The 19,155-nt window shown below is 61.1% G+C and carries 15 protein-coding genes, 1 other RNA gene and 2 pseudogenes; 9 read left to right on the top strand and 9 right to left on the bottom strand.

Going from position 1 to position 19,155, the window contains the following annotated elements; translation table 11 throughout:
* The first annotated feature begins 82 nt into the window (after nucleotides 1-82).
* The 3 genes from ligA to ffs all read left to right on the top strand — a co-directional run bounded on the left by ligA (nucleotide 83) and on the right by ffs (nucleotide 4,010).
* Nucleotides 83-2,440 (top strand): NAD-dependent DNA ligase LigA, encoded by a 2,358-nt coding sequence (gene ligA, locus FFH90_RS21210; protein ID WP_138866047.1) that lies wholly within the window; start codon nucleotides 83-85, stop codon nucleotides 2,438-2,440.
* 154 nt (nucleotides 2,441-2,594) lie between these two features.
* Nucleotides 2,595-3,758, top strand: a complete 1,164-nt coding sequence (locus FFH90_RS21205) for a putative zinc-binding metallopeptidase (RefSeq protein WP_018925285.1) — start codon at nucleotides 2,595-2,597, stop codon at nucleotides 3,756-3,758.
* 155 nt (nucleotides 3,759-3,913) lie between these two features.
* Nucleotides 3,914-4,010, top strand: an RNA gene (gene ffs / locus FFH90_RS21200) — signal recognition particle sRNA small type.
* 185 nt (nucleotides 4,011-4,195) lie between these two features.
* On the opposite strand, the gene FFH90_RS21195 is transcribed toward ffs, so the two are convergent.
* Nucleotides 4,196-4,510, bottom strand: coding sequence for a helix-turn-helix domain-containing protein (locus FFH90_RS21195; protein WP_018925286.1), 315 nt, complete (start codon nucleotides 4,508-4,510; stop codon nucleotides 4,196-4,198).
* 408 nt (nucleotides 4,511-4,918) lie between these two features.
* On the opposite strand from FFH90_RS21195, the gene FFH90_RS21190 reads away from it, so the two are divergent.
* Nucleotides 4,919-6,619: a bifunctional diguanylate cyclase/phosphodiesterase gene (locus FFH90_RS21190; protein WP_138866046.1), complete on the top strand. Its 1,701-nt coding sequence runs from the start codon at nucleotides 4,919-4,921 to the stop codon at nucleotides 6,617-6,619.
* Nucleotides 6,620-6,649: 30 nt separating this feature from the next.
* On the opposite strand, the gene FFH90_RS21185 is transcribed toward FFH90_RS21190, so the two are convergent.
* Nucleotides 6,650-7,393, bottom strand: a complete 744-nt coding sequence (locus tag FFH90_RS21185; RefSeq protein ID WP_064619133.1) for an ABC transporter substrate-binding protein — start codon at nucleotides 7,391-7,393, stop codon at nucleotides 6,650-6,652.
* Between the two features lie 145 nt (nucleotides 7,394-7,538).
* Between FFH90_RS21185 and dnaX the strand changes: the two genes are divergently transcribed.
* From dnaX to recR, 5 genes and pseudogenes are all read left to right on the top strand, one after another.
* Nucleotides 7,539-9,626 carry a DNA polymerase III subunit gamma/tau gene (gene dnaX / locus FFH90_RS21180; protein ID WP_018925289.1) on the top strand — a complete coding sequence of 696 codons (2,088 nt, stop codon included), beginning with the start codon at nucleotides 7,539-7,541 and terminating at the stop codon, nucleotides 9,624-9,626.
* A gap of 67 nt (nucleotides 9,627-9,693) precedes the next feature.
* Nucleotides 9,694-10,032, top strand: a complete 339-nt coding sequence (locus FFH90_RS21175) for a YbaB/EbfC family nucleoid-associated protein (RefSeq protein WP_018925290.1) — start codon at nucleotides 9,694-9,696, stop codon at nucleotides 10,030-10,032.
* 250 nt (nucleotides 10,033-10,282) lie between these two features.
* Nucleotides 10,283-10,372, top strand: a pseudogene (locus FFH90_RS30780) (hypothetical protein); the annotation flags it as partial.
* A complete protein-coding gene (locus tag FFH90_RS21165; RefSeq protein WP_363319508.1) occupies nucleotides 10,347-11,345 on the top strand; it encodes an NADP-dependent oxidoreductase in 999 nt (332 codons plus the stop codon). The pseudogene FFH90_RS30780 and the gene FFH90_RS21165, both read left to right, overlap by 26 nt.
* Nucleotides 11,346-11,420: 75 nt before the next feature.
* On the top strand, nucleotides 11,421-12,023 hold the full coding sequence (gene recR / locus FFH90_RS21160; protein ID WP_064619124.1) for a recombination mediator RecR: 603 nt from the start codon (nucleotides 11,421-11,423) through the stop codon (nucleotides 12,021-12,023).
* Between the two features lie 77 nt (nucleotides 12,024-12,100).
* On the opposite strand, the gene FFH90_RS21155 is transcribed toward recR, so the two are convergent.
* From FFH90_RS21155 to FFH90_RS21125, 7 genes and pseudogenes are all read right to left on the bottom strand, one after another.
* Complete coding sequence (locus FFH90_RS21155) at nucleotides 12,101-12,649, bottom strand: adenine phosphoribosyltransferase (RefSeq protein WP_086945126.1); 549 nt, start codon at nucleotides 12,647-12,649, stop codon at nucleotides 12,101-12,103.
* A gap of 79 nt (nucleotides 12,650-12,728) precedes the next feature.
* Nucleotides 12,729-13,463, bottom strand: a complete 735-nt coding sequence (gene fnr / locus FFH90_RS21150; protein ID WP_018925294.1) for a fumarate/nitrate reduction transcriptional regulator Fnr — start codon at nucleotides 13,461-13,463, stop codon at nucleotides 12,729-12,731.
* 95 nt (nucleotides 13,464-13,558) lie between these two features.
* Nucleotides 13,559-14,941, bottom strand: a pseudogene (gene hemN, locus FFH90_RS21145) (oxygen-independent coproporphyrinogen III oxidase).
* Between the two features lie 117 nt (nucleotides 14,942-15,058).
* On the bottom strand, nucleotides 15,059-15,742 hold the full coding sequence (locus tag FFH90_RS21140; RefSeq protein WP_018925296.1) for a sulfite exporter TauE/SafE family protein: 684 nt from the start codon (nucleotides 15,740-15,742) through the stop codon (nucleotides 15,059-15,061).
* Nucleotides 15,735-15,953, bottom strand: a complete 219-nt coding sequence (gene ccoS, locus FFH90_RS21135) for a cbb3-type cytochrome oxidase assembly protein CcoS (RefSeq protein WP_007933363.1) — start codon at nucleotides 15,951-15,953, stop codon at nucleotides 15,735-15,737. Before ccoS ends, FFH90_RS21140 begins: the two co-directional genes overlap by 8 nt.
* A 22-nt stretch (nucleotides 15,954-15,975) precedes the next feature.
* A complete protein-coding gene (locus FFH90_RS21130; protein WP_138866045.1) occupies nucleotides 15,976-18,426 on the bottom strand; it encodes a heavy metal translocating P-type ATPase in 2,451 nt (816 codons plus the stop codon).
* A gap of 187 nt (nucleotides 18,427-18,613) precedes the next feature.
* On the bottom strand, nucleotides 18,614-19,153 hold the full coding sequence (locus FFH90_RS21125) for a FixH family protein (RefSeq protein ID WP_111454683.1): 540 nt from the start codon (nucleotides 19,151-19,153) through the stop codon (nucleotides 18,614-18,616).
* Between the last annotated feature and the right edge of the window lie 2 nt (nucleotides 19,154-19,155).

Raw genomic sequence — 19,155 nt, 5'->3', positions numbered from 1 at the left:
GAAACGAGGCTGCGATCCCTTGATCTTGATGAAATGAGATTGAGCAGCCTCGGCTGCTCTTTTGCTTTATGAGAGAACACCCATGACTGCCGCCGAAACCCGCATTCTAGAGCTGCGCGCCGAGCTCGATCAGCACAACTATCGCTACCATGTGCTGGATGAGCCGAGCATTCCGGACGCCGAATACGATCGCTTGTTCCATGAACTCAAGGCGCTCGAAGCGGCCCATCCCGAACTGATCACCAGCGACTCGCCGACCCAGCGCGTCGGCAGTGCGGCGCTGTCGGCGTTCACTCAGGTGCGTCATGAAGTGCCGATGCTCAGCCTTGGCAACGCCTTCGAAGAAACCGACATGCGCGAATTCGATCGCCGGGTGACGGAAGGTCTGGACTTGCCGGTCGGCGACCTGTTCGGTGGCGGCGCAGCGGTGGAGTACAGCTGCGAACCCAAGCTCGATGGCCTGGCGGTCAGCCTGCTGTATCAGGACGGCATGCTGGTGCGCGGCGCCACTCGCGGCGATGGCACCACGGGCGAAGACATCAGCGTCAACGTGCGCACCGTGCGCAATATCCCGCTCAAGCTGCATGGCAGCGGCTGGCCGGCGACCCTGGAAGTGCGCGGCGAAGTGTTCATGTCCAAGGCCGGTTTCGAGCGGCTCAACGCCACGCAACTGGAAATGGGCGGCAAGACCTTCGCCAACCCGCGGAACGCGGCGGCGGGTAGCTTGCGGCAGCTGGATTCAAAGATCACCGCCAACCGTCCGCTGGAATTCTGCTGCTACGGCATCGGCCAGGTTTCCGCCGATATCGCCGACACGCACATTGGCAATCTGCAGCAACTCAAAGCCTGGGGTATGCCGATCAGTCATGAATTGAAATCGGCTCGTGGCATCGATGAGTGCCTGGATTACTACCGCGACATCGGCGAACGCCGCAATGCGCTGCCCTATGAAATCGACGGTGTGGTGTTCAAAGTCAACAGCATTGCCTCCCAGCGCGAGTTGGGTTTCCGTGCCCGCGAACCGCGTTGGGCCATCGCGCATAAATTCCCGGCGATGGAAGAGCTCACCGATTTGCTCGATGTGGAGTTTCAGGTCGGTCGCACCGGTGCCGTGACGCCGGTGGCACGCTTGAAACCGGTCAAGGTCGCCGGTGTTACCGTGGCCAATGCGACGTTGCACAACATGGATGAGGTCGCGCGATTGGGGCTGATGATCGGCGACACCGTGATCATCCGTCGCGCCGGTGACGTGATTCCGCAAGTGGTGCAAGTGGTCATCGAGCGTCGTCCTGAGGATGCACGGCCGGTACAGATTCCCGAGCATTGCCCGGTCTGCGGTTCGCATGTCGAGCGTACGCAACTGGTCAAGCGCAGCAAGGGTCGCGAGACTGTCAGCGAAGGTGCGGTGTATCGCTGCGTCGGCCGTCTGGCCTGCGGTGCGCAACTCAAGCAGGCGATCATTCACTTCGTTTCACGCCGCGCCATGGACATCGAAGGGCTGGGCGAGAAGAGTGTCGAGCAACTGGTGGACGAAGGTCTGGTGAATTCGCCAGCCGATTTGTACGCATTGACCTTCGAACAAATCGTCGACCTCGAAGGCTTTGCCGAGCTGTCGAGCAAGAACCTGCTCGGCGCCATCGAAGACAGCAAGCGCCCGAGCCTGGCGCGGTTCATCTATGCCTTGGGTATCCCTGATGTCGGCGAAGAGACGGCCAAGGTGCTTGCACGGTCTCTCGGCTCGCTGGAGCGTGTTCAGCAGGCGTTGCCGCAAGTGCTCACGTACCTGCCGGATGTCGGGCTGGAAGTGGCTCACGAGATTCACAGCTTCTTTGAAGACGCGCATAACCAGCAGGTGATTGCCAATCTGTTGAAGCACGGCCTACAGATTCAGGATCAGGGGGCGTTGGGGGCTGAATTCGCTGCAAGCACCACGCTTGGCGGTTTTCTCGACAAGCTGAACATTCCTTCGGTCGGGCCGGGTGGGGCGCAGAAGCTTGCCGACAAATTCGGCTCGCTTGAAACGGTGATGAATGCTGACTGGCTGGACATGCGCCAGGCGTTGCCGGAGAAGCAGGCGACCTCGGTGCGTGAGTTTTTTGCGGTCGCAGAAAACCGTCAGCTCGCCGAGTCCGCTGAAAAGCAGCTGCGCGATTTCGGCATGCATTGGCAGAGCGAGAAAAAAGTCGTCGAAGGATTGCCGCTGGCTGGGCAGACCTGGGTGCTGACCGGTTCGCTGGAACTGATGAGTCGCGACGTTGCCAAGGACAAACTTGAAAGCCTCGGGGCCAAGGTGGCCGGTTCGGTGTCGGCCAAGACCCATTGCGTGGTCGCCGGGCCGGGCGCAGGTTCGAAGCTGGCCAAGGCCAATGAGCTGGGGTTGAAAGTGTTGGATGAAGAGGCGTTTGTCGAGTTTCTTGGCAAGCACAATATTTCGGTTTAACTGATCGTTCCCACGCTCTGCGTGGTAACGCATCCCGTGACGCTCTGCGTCACAGCGGACGCGGAGCGTCCGGGGCGGCATTCCCACGCAGAGCGTGGGAACGATCATGTCTGAGCAATGATCTAGTCTTGGCAGTCCCCAAAGAGAGATCGCCATGTACCGCTTCTTCGAACAGCTCAGTTCACGCATCGCCGCGCCCTTCATGGGTGAGCGTTCGCGCAACAGCAAGGTCTGGCATTGTCGCTGCGGGCAGTCGCTGTTCTTTCGCAACAGCCAGTGCCTGGCCTGTTCGGCGGCACTGGGCTATCAGCCGCAGCAAAGTCGCTTGTCATCGCTGCAACCCGGCCCGCAAGCGGATACCTGGTTGCTCGATGCCGACCCTGACGCCGGTATTTTCCGCCGTTGCGCCAATCTCGATTCCCCGGCTGCGTGCAACTGGTTATTGCCGGCCAATCATCACGATGGGTTGTGCATCGCCTGTAGCCTGAATCGCACCATCCCCGACCTGTCGATTCCCGAGAATCACGAACGCTGGCGCAAAGTGGAAACCGCCAAGCGTCGTCTGGTGGCGCAGTTGCTCAGCCTGGGCTTGCAGGTCATTCCCAAAACGGTGGACGAAGGGGCTGGTCTGGCCTTCGATTTCATCGGTATCGACCTCGAAGGCAAGCCGCCGACCACCGGGCACGCCAACGGCCTGATCACCCTCGATATCAAAGAAGCCGACGACGCTCACCGCGAGCAGGTTCGCGTGCAGATGCACGAACCCTATCGCACGCTGCTCGGTCACTTTCGGCACGAGACAGGGCATTACTACTGGGACCGACTGATCGCCAACAGTGCCTGGCTGGAACCGTTCCGCGGCCTGTTCGGCGACGAGCGTGCCAGCTACGCCGAGGCCCTTGAACAGCATTATCAACAAGGTGCGCCGCTCGACTGGCAGCAACATTACGTCAGCGCCTACGCCACCATGCACCCTTGGGAAGACTGGGCGGAAACCTGGGCTCACTACCTGCACATGATGGATGCGGTGGACACCGCCCTGTGTTTTGGCATGAGTGCCCAGGAAATGGAGTTCGACTATCAGCCGTTTCCACCTAGCACGCTGTTTGATCCGCAGCATCCCGGCGGGCCGGCGTTCCTGTCGTTCGTCAACGCGTGGATCGAACTGGCCGGCATGCTCAACGAGTTGTCACGCAGTATGGGCCAGCCGGACTTCTATCCGTTCGTCTTGCCGCCGGCGGTGATCGCCAGGCTGCACTTCATTCACCTGGTGATCCAGCAAGAGGGCGGCCGGGCGGATGAAGTGTTGGTGCAATAGGATCAAAAGACCGCGGCCTGGTCGCGATCTTTTGAAGGTCGGCGCATGTCCTTGAAGCGGCTCATGTTTTTTAATCCGCCCGAACGGTTGTAACTTCGTCTCAGATAGGTACAATGGCGCGGCTCGCCGTCAGGTGAGCGTCGTTATGGTGACCCCATCGGTCCCCCCGCAACGATTACCCGTGAACCTGGTCAGATCCGGAAGGAAGCAGCCACAGCGGGAACATTGTGTGCCGGGGTGTGGCTGGTGGGGTTGCCTCCATAACGCAACACGAACCCTCTCTCGTGTTTTCTATCTAAAAATACTGTTTTTCTTTACCTGCCATGGAGTTCATCCAGGGCGGCTTTTCGTCGTTTCCGAATGAAACAGCGGGATATATAAAAGGAGGCCGATCTGTCGCGTTCGACAGGTCGGCCTCCTTTTTTTATTTGTTAGCATCAAGGCTTGGACAAGGCCTGGTCAACCGCTGCGATCAGCTTTCCCAGATCCTTCGGGGTGGCTTTGTGTATGACGTTGAACAGGTACGCTCGCTGTTCATCCTCGTCGCCTAGATCTGCGAAAAAGGCTTTCAGCTTCACACCCAGCACGTCGGCAAGCAGGAACAATGCTTCCACGCTGGGGGTATAGGTGCCAGTTTCGAAGCGGCTGATGGTTTTGGGGTCAAAACCGGTTTTTTCGCCGAGTTCAGCCTGAGTAAGCCCTGCGACCTTGCGGTAGCGTCGGATGGCTGGACCCAAACTTGAAATTTGCATCGCTCAATTCCCATTTAGAATCAAGAACTTAACGATAGATTTTTGCATTAGGCAACTGCATGATCCATCACCTTGCTTTGCAAAATGTGATGCATTTCGTAGAATCGCCGCTTCGGAGGGGGTTTTGGTGATCTGCTGTCTGAAGTTTAGGCGATATGAAACAGCCAGCATTGTCTTCCCTTGCCGGGTGTGCAGAGAAGTCGTTGGCGGTCTGAAACCCTCGCGAAATGTTACCAGAGTCGGTGTTGCTACCTTGCCCGAGACTAGTTGATCTTCGGCGGTCCAGGGGCCATCAAATGCTGTTCATGGAGTGATAACGTGTCTCTGCGCTGTACGTCTCAAAACATCTCTTCCGGGCATCCTGCACTGGTCGAGCGGTACCTCCGCTAGCGACAGTGAGCCTCACTCATGGATGAGAAATACCGCAGGGCCGTGGATGCCGCCGCAATTTTTTCCGAGACTGATCTCAACGGCCGGATTACTTACGTCAACGATCAATTCTGCGTCGTGTCCGGCTACAGCCGCGAGGAATTGCTGGGGCAAAACCATCGCCTGCTGAACTCCGGCCTGCATTCCGCCGATTTCTTCGCTGCCATGTGGCGCACCATTGCTCTGGGCAATGTCTGGAAGGGCGAAATCTGTAATCGCGCCAAGGATGGCAGGTTGTATTGGGTCGACAGCACAATGGTGCCGGTGCTCGACGACACCACCGGGCTCGTTGACCGATACCTGTCGATTCGTTTCGACATCAGCGAAAAACGCCAATTGCTGCAATCCCTGCAATGGCGGGTCGGGCATGACGTGCTGACCGGGCTGCCCAATCGCGCGTTCCTGTCGGATCTGCTGGATCAGGCGCTGGAGTTTTCCCGGCAGGAAAACATTCCGCTGGCAGTGTGCATGCTTGACCTCGACGGGTTCAAAGCGGTCAACGACGGCTACGGTCACGCCAGTGGCGATATGTTGCTGGTGGAAGTGGCCAAGCGTCTGCGTGACATTGTGCGCGGCGAAGATGTGGTGGCGCGATTGGCCGGTGACGAGTTCGTGCTGGTGTTGCGTTACGTGCGTGATCTGCCGGAATTGCGCGCGGCGTTGAGTCGCGTGCTGGGGGCGATCTCGGCGCCTTACACATTGCACGGCAAGGACATCAATGTGTTTGCCAGTATCGGCGTCACCCTGTTTCCCCACGACAACGAAGATGCCGAAACCCTGCTGCGCCACGCCGACCAGGCAATGTATGTGGCCAAGCAGCGCGGGCGAAACCGCTTTCATCTGTTCGATGTGTCCCTGGATCAAGAGGTCAAGGCCACGCACCAGACCGTCGAGCGGGTGCGTCAGGCGCTGGTCGCCGGTGAATTTCGCCTGCACTTTCAGCCCAAGGTGAACATGCGTCGTGGCGAGGTCGTCGGTTTCGAGGCCTTGTTGCGTTGGCAGCACCCGCAAAACGGCATGGTGCCGCCCCGGGAGTTTTTGCCGCTGGTAGAGGATACCGACCTGATCATCGATATCGGCGAATGGGTGATGGACCAGGTGCTGGCGCAGTTGCACCGCTGGCAGCAAGCGGGGCAGGGCTGGCCGATCAGTATCAACATCGCGGCGCGACATTTTCAGCGCGCGGATTTCGTCGACCGGCTCAGACAGGTACTCGCTCGGCATGCTCAGGTTGCCCCGCGGATGCTCGACCTGGAAATCGTCGAGTCGGTGGCGATCGAGAATATCCAGCATGTCAGCGCCTGTTTGCAGGCCTGTCAGGCGTTGGGGGTGCAGTTTTCCCTGGGTGATTTCGGCACCGGTTATTCGTCCCTGAGTTATCTCAAGCGTTTACGCACCCAGACTATCAAGATCGACAAGTCATTTGTACGTGACATTCTGAATGACCGGGATGACCTGGCCCTGACCACGGCGGTGATTGGCCTGGCCCGCGCATTCGGTCGGCAGGTGATTGCCGAGGGGCTGGAAAGCCTTGAGCACGGTGAGTTGTTGTTGCGGCTGGGGTGCGAAGTCGCTCAAGGCTATTTCATCGCCCGTCCGATGCCACCCTCCGAGGTGCCGGCCTGGGTGGCGGGGTTTGTCGCCCCGTCGCAATGGCAGGCACTCGATCAAATAGCCTGACTCGCTCTATATGGCAGCCTTCGGCAGCTGCTACGGGGTCTGGTTGCCGGTATAGAGCCGGATGATGTCATTGATCTCCCCCGACGTTTTCATTTGCTGCAACGTACGCAAAATGCGTTGTACCGGCACTTTGGGGTCATTGCGCACGTAACAACTGATAGGCTGTTCCTGCACCAGCGCTACGCTTTTCAGTTGCTGGTCGGGCAGCAGGCGCTGGTTGAACCAGTCCAGGGTCCATTGGTTGCTCACCGCGTAGCGATAGCGTCCAGCCAGCAGTTTTTCCAGCACCTGTTCCTGATTGCGTGCGTCCTCGCGGTGCAGCCGGTCGGCGTCGAACAGCGGTTGCAGGGTCGGGTAGCTATAGCCGAGCACGGTGCCGATCGACTGTCGTGGCAGGTCCGCTGGATTGACAGAGTCGGGTGGGCCTTGCCGGCCAATCAGCATGTCGCGCTGAACCAGCAGCGGAACGCTCCAGATATAGTCGCCGGACGGGGTCGACAACCAGTCTTGTGAGACGAAACAGCGCACATCGGCTTCGCCGTGCTCCATGGCGTTCTGTACTCGCGGCCGAGGCAACACGTGAAATTGCGCCGGCGCGCCGACCTGAGTCGCCAGGCTAAGCATGATGTCGTGCAGAATGCCCTGGGTCGGCCGGTCGCGCTCGATTTGCACCAAGGGCATGGCCCAGCTGTCCGGCACGACAAAGCGCAACGGCACTTCGGCGGCCGCGACGCTCAGGCTGACGAATAGCAGTGCCCCCAAGGCAAAGTGCATAAATGCTCCGGTACGGCTCAAGCCTGAGCTGATAAAAGCTCCTCAAAGTGCAGCTTAGCCAGAATAGACGAGCGCACCGGATGCAATTTTGGCCTTGCTCCGCTAGCATTAGCCGCTTCTGCTTCCTTCGCTGCGACGGTTTTCGATGAGTTATCAGGTTCTTGCACGTAAATGGCGTCCGCGCTCGTTCCGCGAAATGGTCGGCCAGACCCATGTGCTCAAGGCTCTGATCAATGCCTTGGACAGCCAGCGGCTGCACCACGCCTACCTGTTTACCGGTACCCGCGGGGTCGGCAAGACCACCATCGCGCGGATCATCGCCAAATGCCTGAATTGTGAAACAGGTATCACTTCGACGCCTTGTGGCGAGTGCTCGGTGTGCCGCGAAATCGATGAAGGCCGCTTCGTCGACCTGATCGAGATCGACGCCGCGAGCCGGACCAAGGTCGAAGACACCCGCGAACTGCTCGACAACGTGCAGTACGCGCCGAGCCGCGGGCGCTTCAAGGTCTACCTGATCGACGAAGTGCACATGCTTTCCAGCCATTCCTTCAATGCGCTGTTGAAAACCCTCGAAGAGCCGCCGCCCTACGTCAAGTTCATCCTGGCTACCACCGATCCGCAGAAACTTCCTGCAACGATTCTCTCGCGGTGCCTGCAGTTCTCCCTGAAGAACATGACCCCTGAGCGGGTGGTCGAGCATCTGAGCCATGTGCTGAGCGTCGAGAACGTGCCGTTCGAAGACGATGCGCTGTGGCTGCTGGGCCGCGCCGCCGACGGGTCGATGCGCGATGCCATGAGCCTGACCGACCAGGCCATCGCCTTCGGTGAAGGCAAGGTTCTGGCCGCCGACGTGCGGGCGATGCTCGGCACCCTCGATCACGGCCAGGTCTACGACGTCCTGCATGCGCTGATCGAAGGCGACGCCAAGGCATTGCTCGAAGCCGTGCGCCATCTGGCCGAGCAAGGCCCGGACTGGAACGGCGTGCTCTCGGAAATTCTCAACGTGTTGCACCGTGTTGCCATCGCCCAGGCCCTGCCTGAAGGTGTCGACAACGGCCATGGCGACCGTGATCGCGTATTGGCACTGGCCCAGGCACTGCCGGCCGAAGATGTGCAGTTCTATTACCAGATGGGCCTGATCGGTCGCCGGGATTTGCCGCTGGCACCGGATCCGCGCGGCGGCTTCGAAATGGTCCTGCTGCGAATGCTCGCATTCAGGCCAGCAGACACCGAGGACGCTCCGAGGCAACCGCTAAAGCCAGTGGGGATCAGCCAGGCCACAGTTGATTCCGCAAACTCAGTGGCTGCCGCGCCGATTGTTGCGCCGGTAGTCGCTGCGGCCGTGGTACCGGTTCCAGTGGCGCCCGTGGTTGCACCAGCACCTGTCCCGGCCGTTGCGCCTGAACCTGTTGCGCTGGTGGCGGTGCCTGAGCCCGAGCCCGTGGTCGAGCCTGTAGCGGTCGAAGAAGTCGTCGATCTGCCCTGGAACGATCCGGTAGAGCCCGAGGTTGTCCAGCAGCCCGCCGTCGAGCCAATGCTGGAGACGGCCGGCGAACAACCCGAATTACCACCGATGCCCATGCCGACGCCGGACAGCGTGGTGCCGGATGCGCCTGAGTGGGCCGCTGCGCCGATTCCGGAACCGTCCGTGGCCGAAGTCGATGCCGCCACGCCAGGCATCGACCTGGATGACGAGCCGCCGCTGGACGAGGATTACATCGAGCCGGACATGGATTCGGCCTACAGCTACCTCGACGATCTGGCCAGTGAGCACACCGCCGAACCTGCGGCGCAGCCCGAGCCTGAACCGGCCGCGATGCCGGCCACCGGCCTGGCCCTGCAATGGCTGGAGTTGTTCCCGAAATTGCCGGTGTCCGGCATGACCGGCAGCATCGCCGCCAACTGCACGCTGATCGCCGTCGATGGCGACAATTGGCTGTTGCATCTGGACCCGGCTCACAGCGCCCTGTTCAACGCGACGCAACAACGTCGCCTCAACGATGCGCTGAACCAGCATCACGGGCGCACGCTGACCCTGAGCATCGAGCTGATCAAGCCTGAGCAGGAAACCCCGGCCCAGGCAGCGTCCCGGCGTCGTGCCGACCGTCAGCGCGAGGCCGAGGAGTCGATCCATGGCGATCCGTTCATCCAGCAAATGATGCAGCAGTTCGGGGCGGTGGTCCGTCACGATACTATTGAACCTGTCGAAGCCCTGGTCAGTCAGGGCTAATAACTGAAGGCGCTTGGCCGCACTCGCCGGGCGCTGTTTTTATCCAAGTACTTTTGAGGTGATTCCCATGATGAAAGGTGGCATGGCCGGCCTGATGAAGCAGGCGCAGCAGATGCAGGAAAAAATGGCCAAGATGCAGGAAGAGCTGGCCAACGCCGAAGTCACCGGTAAGGCCGGTGGCGATATGGTCACCGTGGTAATGACCGGTCGTCACGACGTCAAGCGCGTGACCATCGACCCAAGCCTGGTCGAAGGCCTGAGCGAAGACGACAAAGAGATGCTGGAGGCTGTATTCGCCGCCGCCGTCAACGATGCTGTGCGCAAGATCGAAGCCAACAGCCAGGAAAAAATGGGCAGCATGACCGCTGGCATGCAACTGCCACCGGGTATGAAATTGCCATTCTGATTCGCCAGCGCGCGTCGGATGGGTTAAAAAATGCCAGGCATCGCGCCTGGCATTTTTGTTTCTGGCTGGTTTTTGCCCATCCCTGTGGCGAGGGAGCTTGCTCCCGTTGGACTGCGCAGCAGTCCCCCTCTTTTCAGGTAGAGAGGGGGGCCGCTACGCGCCCCAGCGGGAGCAAGCTCCTTCGCCACAGTGAAAAGTAGAAACATCGAACGCGCCATCCCCACAACGGTCTGCTACTTATACCGCCGAAATTCATCGATCAAGGAGACGCTCACATGCCACAAGCATTGACCCTCAACCAACGAATCGTCCTGGTGTCTCGCCCGGTGGGCGCGCCGACACCGGAGAATTTCCGCCTGGAACGGGTAGCGTTGCCGGATCTGGCCGACGGTCAGGTGCTGCTCAAGACGCTGTATCTGTCGCTGGATCCCTACATGCGCGGTCGTATGAGCGACGCGCCGTCCTACGCGGCACCGGTAGAAATCGGCGAGGTAATGACCGGTGGGGCTGTCAGTCGTGTCGAGCGTTCGCTGAATCCGAAATTCCAGGAGGGCGATCTGGTGGTCGGCGCCACGGGATGGCAGAGCCACAGCATCAGCGACGGGCGCAACATCATTCCGGTCCCGTCCGGGCTGCCAAGTCCATCGATGGCGCTGGGGGTGCTGGGCATGCCCGGCATGACCGCCTACATGGGGCTGATGGACATCGGCCAACCCAAAGAGGGCGAAACCCTGGTAGTGGCGGCCGCGTCCGGCGCGGTGGGTTCGGTGGTCGGCCAGGTGGCGAAGCTCAAAGGCCTGCGGGTGGTCGGCGTGGCCGGTGGTGCGGAAAAATGTCGCTACGTGGTCGAGGAGTTGGGCTTCGATGCCTGCATCGACCACAAGCGCCCGGACTTCGCCGACGAGTTGGCGCTGGCCTGCTTCAAAGGCGTCGACATCTACTTTGAAAACGTCGGTGGCAAGGTGTTCGATGCGGTGTTGCCGCTGCTCAACCCCAAGGCGCGGATTCCTCTTTGTGGTCTGATCGCTTCCTACAATGCCCATGAAGCCCCGAGCGGGCCGGATCGCTTGCCACAATTGCAGCGCACGCTGCTGACCAAGCGCGTGCGGATTCAGGGGTTTATTGTGTTCGACGACTACGGCGACCGTCAGCCAGAGTTCATCAGCGCCATGGCGCCTTGGGTGCGTGACGGCAAGGTGAAATTCCGTGAAGACGTGGTCGACGGCCTGGAGAACGCGCCCGAGGCATTTATTGGCCTGCTGGAAGGACGCAACTTTGGCAAACTGGTGGTGCGGGTGGCGCCGACTGAGTAATTGGCGCTGCTATTTGACGCTAAACAGAGGCGCGGGTATAAACCGCGTCTCGTTGTTATGTCGGACTTTTTCCCCATGAGCTTCAGCCCTTTGATTCGCCAACTGATCGATGCCCTGCGAATTTTGCCGGGTGTGGGTCAGAAAACTGCCCAGCGCATGGCGTTGCAACTGCTTGAGCGCGATCGCAGCGGCGGTTCGCGACTGGCCCAGGCGCTGAGCCAGGCTATGGAAGGGGTGGGCCACTGCCGTTTGTGCCGCACGCTGACCGAAGACGATCTGTGCCCGCAATGCGCCGATTCACGCCGCGACGACACCTTGCTGTGTGTGGTGGAAGGTCCGATGGACGTTTACGCCGTGGAGCAGACCGGTTTCCGCGGTCGCTACTTTGTGCTCAAGGGCCACCTGTCGCCTCTGGACGGGTTGGGGCCGGAAGCCATCGGCATTCCACAACTGATGGCGCGGATCGAAGAGGCGGGCACGTTTACCGAAGTCATCCTCGCCACCAACCCGACGGTGGAAGGCGAGGCCACGGCGCATTACATCGCCCAGTTGCTCAGCAACAAGGGCCTGATCGCCTCGCGCATTGCCCACGGCGTGCCGTTGGGTGGCGAGCTGGAACTGGTGGATGGCGGGACATTGGCGCATTCGTTTGCCGGGCGTAAGCCTATTTCGCTGTAACCGTATCAAAATCAAAAGATCTGCAAATCTTCTTTTGAAAACTTGGCGGCTCGCGAAGGCGTCCTTCCAGACGCCGCTTACTTATCGCTCAACGCAAACTGCGTCAGACAGAAAGTCGCAATCCCCATGTCTTCCAGCCGTTGCGAACCACCCAGCTCCGGCAAGTCAATGATCGCCGCCGCTTCATGCACCCGCGCGCCCATGCGCCGAACCAGGTTGGCCGCCGCAATCAGCGTGCCGCCGGTGGCGATCAGGTCATCGAACAGCACCACCGAATCCCCCTCGCACAGGCTGTCGGCGTGGACTTCAAGGAAGGCTTCGCCGTATTCGGTCGCGTAACCTTCGGCCAGCACGTCGGCAGGCAATTTGCCCTGCTTGCGGAACAACACCAATGGCTTGTTCAGCTGATACGCCAATATCGAACCGATCAGGAACCCGCGCGCGTCCATGGCGCCGATGTGGGTGAAGTCGGCCTCGACGTAGCGATGGGCGAAGCTGTCCATCACCAGGCGCAGGGCCGTGGGCGACTGGAACAGCGGGGTGATGTCGCGAAAGATCACGCCCGGCTTGGGGAAGTCGATCACGGGGCGGATCAGTGATTTGATGTCGAAGGAGTCGATGACCATCGTCGAAGTGTCCTGGCGGGCTGCAAACGTCGCAGTATAACGGTGGCTGAACCGTTTCGCTCAGCCACCGTCAACAGGGTCAGCCTTCGATCGAGCCACCGGCCAGGGCGCAGAGCTGGATCGGGTCGAGGATGTGCACTTCCTTACCCTCGGCGGCGATCAGTTCGTTTTGCTGGAAGCGCGTGAACACCCGAGACACGGTTTCCACCGCCAGGCCCAGGTAATTGCCGATTTCGTTGCGCGACATGCTCAGCCGGAACTGGTTGGCCGAGAAGCCTCGGGCGCGGAAACGGGCCGACAGGTTGACCAGGAAGGTGGCGATGCGCTCGTCGGCGGTTTTCTTCGACAGCAGCAACATCATTTGCTGATCGTCACGAATCTCGCGGCTCATCACGCGCATCAACTGACGGCGCAGTTGTGGCAGTTGCAGGGCCAGTTCATCGAGGCGCTCGAACGGGATCTCGCACACCGAAGTGGTTTCCAGGGCTTGCGCCGAGACTGGATGCTTTTCGGTGTCCATGCCCGACAGGCCGACCAATTCACTCGGCAAATGGAAACCGGTGAGTTGTTCTTCGCCGCCATCGCTCAGGCTGAAGGTCTTCAGGGCGCCGGAGCGTACTGCATAAACGGAATCGAATGTGTCGCCCTGGCGAAACAGGAATTCGCCTTTTTTCAGCGGGCGACCACGTTTGACGATATCGTCCAGCGCATCCATGTCTTCCAGATTCAGAGAAAGTGGCAGGCAGAGAGGGGCCAGGCTGCAATCCTTGCAATGGGCCTGGTTATGAGCGCGCAGTTTTACTGGCTCGGACATTTCTTTAATCCTTGTGGGAAAAAACACACATAAGCCGTAAGGGTACCCCACGGGAGGACATTCGGGCCAGCCTGCGACAATTTAACCGCAAGGCATTAGATCACTCGTGAAAAGCGCTGGCGATTGGTGTGTTCCAGGTATGCATCGAACACCATGCACACCGAGCGCACCAGCAGTCGGCCTGCGGGGAGTACGGTGATCCGTTCATTGTCGAGCTCGATCAACCCGTCCTTGGCCATGTCCTGCAGCTGTGGCCAGAGCTCGCCGAAGTAACCGCGAAAATCGATGTTGAAGGCCTGCTCGATTTCCACGAATTCCAGGTCGAAATGGCAAATCAGTTGCTGAATCACCGCCCTGCGCAAGCGATCGTCGGCATTGCACAGCAGGCCACGGGCGGTGGCCAGTTGTGCGGACGCCAAAGCGTTCTGGTACTGGGTCAGGTCGCTGCTGTTCTGGCAGTACAGGTCGCCGATCTGGCTGATGGCCGATACCCCCAGACCGATCAGATCGCAATGACCGTGGGTGGTGTAGCCCTGGAAGTTGCGTTGCAAGGTCGACTCTTCCTAGGCAATCGCCAGTTCATCATCGGGCAGGGCGAAGTGGTCCATGCCGATGTAGCGGTAACCGGCGGCCGTCAGTTGTTCGATGGTGCGCTGGAGCATTTCCAGCTTCTGCGCCGGTTCCGGTAGATCGTTGCTGTTGATCCGCCGTTGCGGCATGAAGCGCTCTGGCAGATGGGCGTAGTTGAACACCGAGAGCCGGTCCGGTTGCAGGTTGATGACTTCGTCGACGGTGCGGGCGAAGTTCTCGGGCGTCTGCTTGGGCAGGCCGTAGATCAGATCGATGTTGATCGAGCGATATTGTAGAGTCCGGGCGGCGTCGATCACCGCGCGGGTTTCTTCCAGGCTTTGCAGGCGATTGACCGCCCGCTGTACCGCCGGGTCAAGGTCTTGCAGGCCGATGCTGACCCGGTTGAAGCCCAGTTCCCGGAGCAGGCCCATGGTCGACCAGTCGGCCTCGCGCGGGTCGATCTCGATGCCGTAGTCGCCGGAATCGTCGTCCAGCAGATTGAAATGCTTGCGCAGCCGGGCCATCAGCTGACGCAGTTCATCGTGGCTGAGAAAGGTCGGTGTGCCGCCGCCGAAATGCAGTTGCTCGACTTTTTGCATGGGGTCGAGGTGGCAGGCGATCAGCTGGATTTCCTGTTCCAGGCGCTGCAAATAGGGCAGGGCGCGGCCTCGGTCCTTGGTGATGACTTTGTTGCAGGCGCAGTAGTAGCAGATGTTCGCGCAGAACGGCACGTGCACATACAGGGATAACGGCCGCAGCGCCTTGCGGCTGTCGCGCAGGGCATGAAACAGGTCGAAGGTGCCGACCTGGCTGTCGAATTGCACGGCCGTCGGATACGAGGTGTAGCGCGGCCCCGCCAGGTCGTAACGGCGGATCAGATCTGTGTCCCAACGAATGGCGTCGAGCATGCGGGCATTCCCCCGGATAGGCTGGCAGTGTCGGCGAGTCTAGGGGGGGCGGCGTTGCGGCATCTTGATTTGCATCAACGGTGATTGGCGATAGCGATAGTTTTTGTGGCGAGGGGGCTAATGCCCCATGAGCCAATGCTGATGCGGCCCCGGCAAGGTCCAGATGCCGAACACCATCACCAACAAGCCGCCGGTCATGCGCACGCTGCGTTTACGCAACAACGCCGTGACCCGCTCGGCGGCCAGGCCTGTGGCGAGCAGCACCGGCCAGGTGCCCAACCCGAACGCCAGCATCAGCAACGCACTGTCCAGCGCATTACCCTGACTCGCCGACCACAGCAATGTGCTGTAAACCAGCCCGCACGGCAGCCAGCCCCACAGCGCGCCGAGCAGCAAGGCGCGGGGCAGGTTCGACACTGGCAACAGTGTGTTGGCCACCGGCTGGATATGCCGCCACAGGCCGCGACCGAGGCTTTCGATGCGGGTCAAGCCGCTCCACCAGCCGGCCAGGTACAGCCCCATGGCGATCAGCAGCAATCCGGCGAGGATGCGCATGAACATCGCCGCCGGGCTATTGGCCACGGCCCAGCCAGCCAGGCCGATCAGCAGGCCGGCCGCGGCGTAGCTGAGAATCCGCCCCAGGTTGTAGGCCAGCAACAAGCGCAAGCGTCGGCTGCGCTGTTCCTTGGGGATCGCCAGGGTCAATGCGCCCATCAAACCGCCGCACATGCCCAGGCAATGACCGCCACCGAGCAGGCCGAGGATCAGCGCAGAGACCAGCAGTGGCGCCAACTCAAGCATGGGGTGGCGCCTTGTCGTCGGGTTTGGCCGGATGGCCGCTGGCCTCGTCGACCGCTGCCGTGTGCTTCGGGTCCTGGTCGTCGAACAGGATGCTGTGGGCCGGGCCGTCGAGGTCGTCGTACTGACCGCTGTCGACCGCCCAGAAGAAGATGTAGATAGCGATGGCCACGATCAGCAGCGCGGCCGGGATCATCACGTAGAGAGCTGGCATCTGGACTCCATGCCCGCGCGGCTCAGGCCGGCAGCGGGCGGGTTTCTGGCGTGGCGCTGGTGGCTGGCGCGCTCGGCAGGCGAGTCAGGCGCAAAGCATTCAACACCACGGTCAACGAACTGATGGACATGCCGACCGCGGCCCACACCGGAGTGATCCAGCCGAGGGCGGCGAATGGCAACATGAGGCCATTGTACAGCGCTGCCCACAGCAAGTTCTCGATGATGACCCGACGGGTGCGACGGGCCAGGCTGAAGGCTTGCACCAGCGCGTCGAGGCGGTTCGACAGCAACACCGCGTCGGCACTGGTTTTTGCCAGATCGGTGGCCGAGCCCATCGCCACGCTGATGTCGGCGGCGGCCAGCACCGGCACGTCGTTGACCCCGTCACCGAGCATCAACACCTTGCGGCCTTCCTGGTGCAGTTGTTTCAGCACCTGCAATTTATCGTCCGGACGCAAACCGCCACGGGCCTCGTCGATGCCCAGTTCGGCGGCGACGCTGGCGACCATCGGCGAGCTGTCGCCGGACAGCAGCAAGGTGCGCCAGCCGCGAGCCTTGCAGGCCGCCAGCAGAGCGGGGGCGTCGGCGCGCAAACGGTCGTCGAGGACGAACCACGCCAGTGGTCCCTGGCTGTCGCCGAGCAGCAGCCATTGGCCAGGTTCATCGGGCATCATCGGCACTTGAGCACCGCTGAGCTCGCAGACAAAACCCGGTTGGCCAATGCGCAGGCGTTGCGCGCCGACCAAGCCTTCAAGGCCCAGGCCCGGCGTGCTGTGGACCTCTTCGGCGGCCAGCGGCGCGCGGCCAAAAGCCCGGGCGATCGGGTGTTCGGAACGGTTTTCCAGGGCGGCGGCGAGGCTCAGGCATTGATCGCTCGCCAGTGCCCCAAGCGGCCGGATCGAACGCAAGGCCAGCCGACCTTCGGTGAGGGTGCCGGTTTTGTCGAAAATCACCGTGTCGATCTGGTTCAGGCCTTCCAGTACATGGCCGCGCGTCAGCAAAAGCCCCAGTTTGTGCAGCGTGCCGGTGGCGGCGGTGAGAGCGGTCGGCGTGGCCAGGGACAAGGCGCACGGGCAGGTCGCAACCAGCATCGCCAGGACAATCCAGAACGCTCGCGATGAATCCAGCTCCCACCAGAGCAGGCCGATGGCGGCCACTGCGATAAGCGTCAGCAGCAAGAACCATTGCGCGGCGCGGTCGGCGATTTCCGCCAGCCGTGGCTTTTCGGCCTGGGCGCGATCCAGCAGGCGGACGATGGCCGACAGGCGCGTGTCCTGACCCAGCGCCAGGACCTCCACGGTCAACGCACCCTCGACGTTCAAGGTGCCAGCGGTGACAACGTCGCCCAGGGTTCGTGGTTGCGGCAGGTATTCGCCGGTGAGCAGGGATTCGTCAATGCTCGACTGACCGTCGAGGATCTTGCCGTCGGCCGGCAGGATCGCGCCGGGGTGCACCAGCACCTGATCGCCCACGCGCAGCTCGCTGAGCAGAATCCGCTCGCTCTGGCCGTCGGCACTCAGCCGCAGGCAGGAGGCGGGCAACAGATTGACCAGTTGTGCGGTCGCGGCGGCGGTTCGTTCCCGGGCGCGGCGTTCCAGGTAGCGCCCAGCCAGCAGGAACAGCGCAAACATTCCCACCGCATCGAAATACAGCTCGCCGACCCCGGTGATCGAGGTCCAGATCCCGGCGATATAGGCACTGCCAATTGCCAGTGACACCGAGACGTCCATCGTCAGGTGCCGGGTGCGCAGATCGCGCATCGCCCCTTTGAAGAACGGCGCACAGCTGTAGAACACGATCGGCGTGGTGAGAAACAACGCGACCCAACGCAAGATGGTGTGCAGTTCGGGGCTGAGGTCAATGTTGAATTCCGGCCAGGTGGCCATGGTCGCCATCATCGCCTGGAACCACAGCAACCCGGCGACCCCGAGTTGGCGCAGGGCCAGACGGTTTTCGCTGGCCAGTTGTTCGCTGGCACGGTCGGCCTGATAAGGGTGAGCGGCGTAACCGATGTGGCGCAATTCGCTGAGCACCTGGCTCAACGGCAATTGCGCGTCGGCCCAGCGCACGTGCAGGCGATGGTTGGACAGGTTCAGGCGTGCTTCGGCCACCGCCGGCAGGCTGCGAAGATGCTTTTCGATCAGCCAGCCGCAGGCGGCGCAGCTGATGCCTTCCATCAACAGAGTGGCTTCGGCGAGTTCGCCTTCGTGACGGACAAAGGGTTGCTGCACGTCGGCGCGATCATACAGCGCCAACTCGTCGACCAACTGCACCGGCAAGGCTTCGGGGTTGGCCGAGGCTTCGCTGCGATGCTGGTAATAACTTTCCAGCCCACCGGCCACGATGGCCTCGGCCACCGCCTGGCAACCCGGGCAGCAGAATTCGCGGGTATCCCCGAGGACAGCGGCGGTGAAGCGGCTACCGGCCGGGACGGGCAGTGCGCAGTGGTAGCAGGGGGTTGGACTGGTCATGTTTGTTGCCATGAAAACCATTGTGGCAGGCCCAAAGGCCTCTGTGGCGAGGGGGCTTGCCCCCGTTGGACCGCGCAGCGGTCCCAAAGACAGTCAGCGCGAACTTCTCGATAGATCGAGTAGACAACTTGCGGCTGCTGCGCAACCGAACGCGGGCAAGCCCGCTCGCCACAGGAGATCGTTGTGACTATTTCTTCAGGTCTTCGGCACCTTGCAACGGCTCATCACCGAGCAGCAGATCCTTGGCATGGCTGACCTGTTCTTCTTCGAACATGCGCCAGGTCTTGTCATCCTGCATACCCAACAACTCAACGAAACGCCGGCCTTCAACCTTGTCGCTCAACTGGCCAATGTAGCGGCCCTGTTCAGTTTCACTGCGGGCCAGGGTGATCTTGCGATCCTTCTCCGGCTGGGTCGGCGAAATCAGATTCAGCTCAAGGGTTTTCGGTTGGCTGTTGCCGCTCAGGCGCAGGTCGACTTCGCCGGTCAGCTCATCCAGGTGCACGCTGGCTCGCAGTTGCAGGGTCTGGGCCAGCAGTTCACGGTCCAGGGAGCGGTTGATGCCTTTGCCGGCCTCGTAATAGTTGTCGTTGACCAGGTTGTCCGGGTTGTTCACCGCGATGGTCACCATCGACAGGGTCAAGGTCACCGAGCAGGCCAGGATGGCGATGATGATCCACGGCCAAAGGTGCTTGTACCAAGGACTTGCGGCAGTTGCTGCGGGCATGA

It is taken from the genome of Pseudomonas sp. ATCC 43928 (genome assembly GCF_005938665.2).
Taxonomy (GTDB): domain Bacteria; phylum Pseudomonadota; class Gammaproteobacteria; order Pseudomonadales; family Pseudomonadaceae; genus Aquipseudomonas.
The sequence above is the reverse complement of the archived record's forward strand: the minus strand, read 5'-3'. Positions and strand labels throughout refer to the sequence as shown.

Excerpts from the sequence above, each read along its gene's own strand:
- ligA (WP_138866047.1), top strand. The coding sequence starts at position 83 with ATGACTGCCGCCGAAACCCGCATTCTAGAGCTGCGCGCCGAGCTCGAT.
- FFH90_RS21205 (WP_018925285.1), top strand. The coding sequence starts at position 2,595 with ATGTACCGCTTCTTCGAACAGCTCAGTTCACGCATCGCCGCGCCCTTC.
- FFH90_RS21195 (WP_018925286.1), bottom strand. The coding sequence starts at position 4,510 with ATGCAAATTTCAAGTTTGGGTCCAGCCATCCGACGCTACCGCAAGGTC.
- FFH90_RS21190 (WP_138866046.1), top strand. The coding sequence starts at position 4,919 with ATGGATGAGAAATACCGCAGGGCCGTGGATGCCGCCGCAATTTTTTCC.
- FFH90_RS21185 (WP_064619133.1), bottom strand. The coding sequence starts at position 7,393 with ATGCACTTTGCCTTGGGGGCACTGCTATTCGTCAGCCTGAGCGTCGCG.
- dnaX (WP_018925289.1), top strand. The coding sequence starts at position 7,539 with ATGAGTTATCAGGTTCTTGCACGTAAATGGCGTCCGCGCTCGTTCCGC.
- FFH90_RS21175 (WP_018925290.1), top strand. The coding sequence starts at position 9,694 with ATGATGAAAGGTGGCATGGCCGGCCTGATGAAGCAGGCGCAGCAGATG.
- recR (WP_064619124.1), top strand. The coding sequence starts at position 11,421 with ATGAGCTTCAGCCCTTTGATTCGCCAACTGATCGATGCCCTGCGAATT.
- FFH90_RS21155 (WP_086945126.1), bottom strand. The coding sequence starts at position 12,649 with ATGGTCATCGACTCCTTCGACATCAAATCACTGATCCGCCCCGTGATC.
- fnr (WP_018925294.1), bottom strand. The coding sequence starts at position 13,463 with ATGTCCGAGCCAGTAAAACTGCGCGCTCATAACCAGGCCCATTGCAAG.
- FFH90_RS21140 (WP_018925296.1), bottom strand. The coding sequence starts at position 15,742 with ATGCTTGAGTTGGCGCCACTGCTGGTCTCTGCGCTGATCCTCGGCCTG.
- ccoS (WP_007933363.1), bottom strand. The coding sequence starts at position 15,953 with ATGCCAGCTCTCTACGTGATGATCCCGGCCGCGCTGCTGATCGTGGCC.
- FFH90_RS21130 (WP_138866045.1), bottom strand. The coding sequence starts at position 18,426 with ATGACCAGTCCAACCCCCTGCTACCACTGCGCACTGCCCGTCCCGGCC.
- FFH90_RS21125 (WP_111454683.1), bottom strand. The coding sequence starts at position 19,153 with ATGCCCGCAGCAACTGCCGCAAGTCCTTGGTACAAGCACCTTTGGCCG.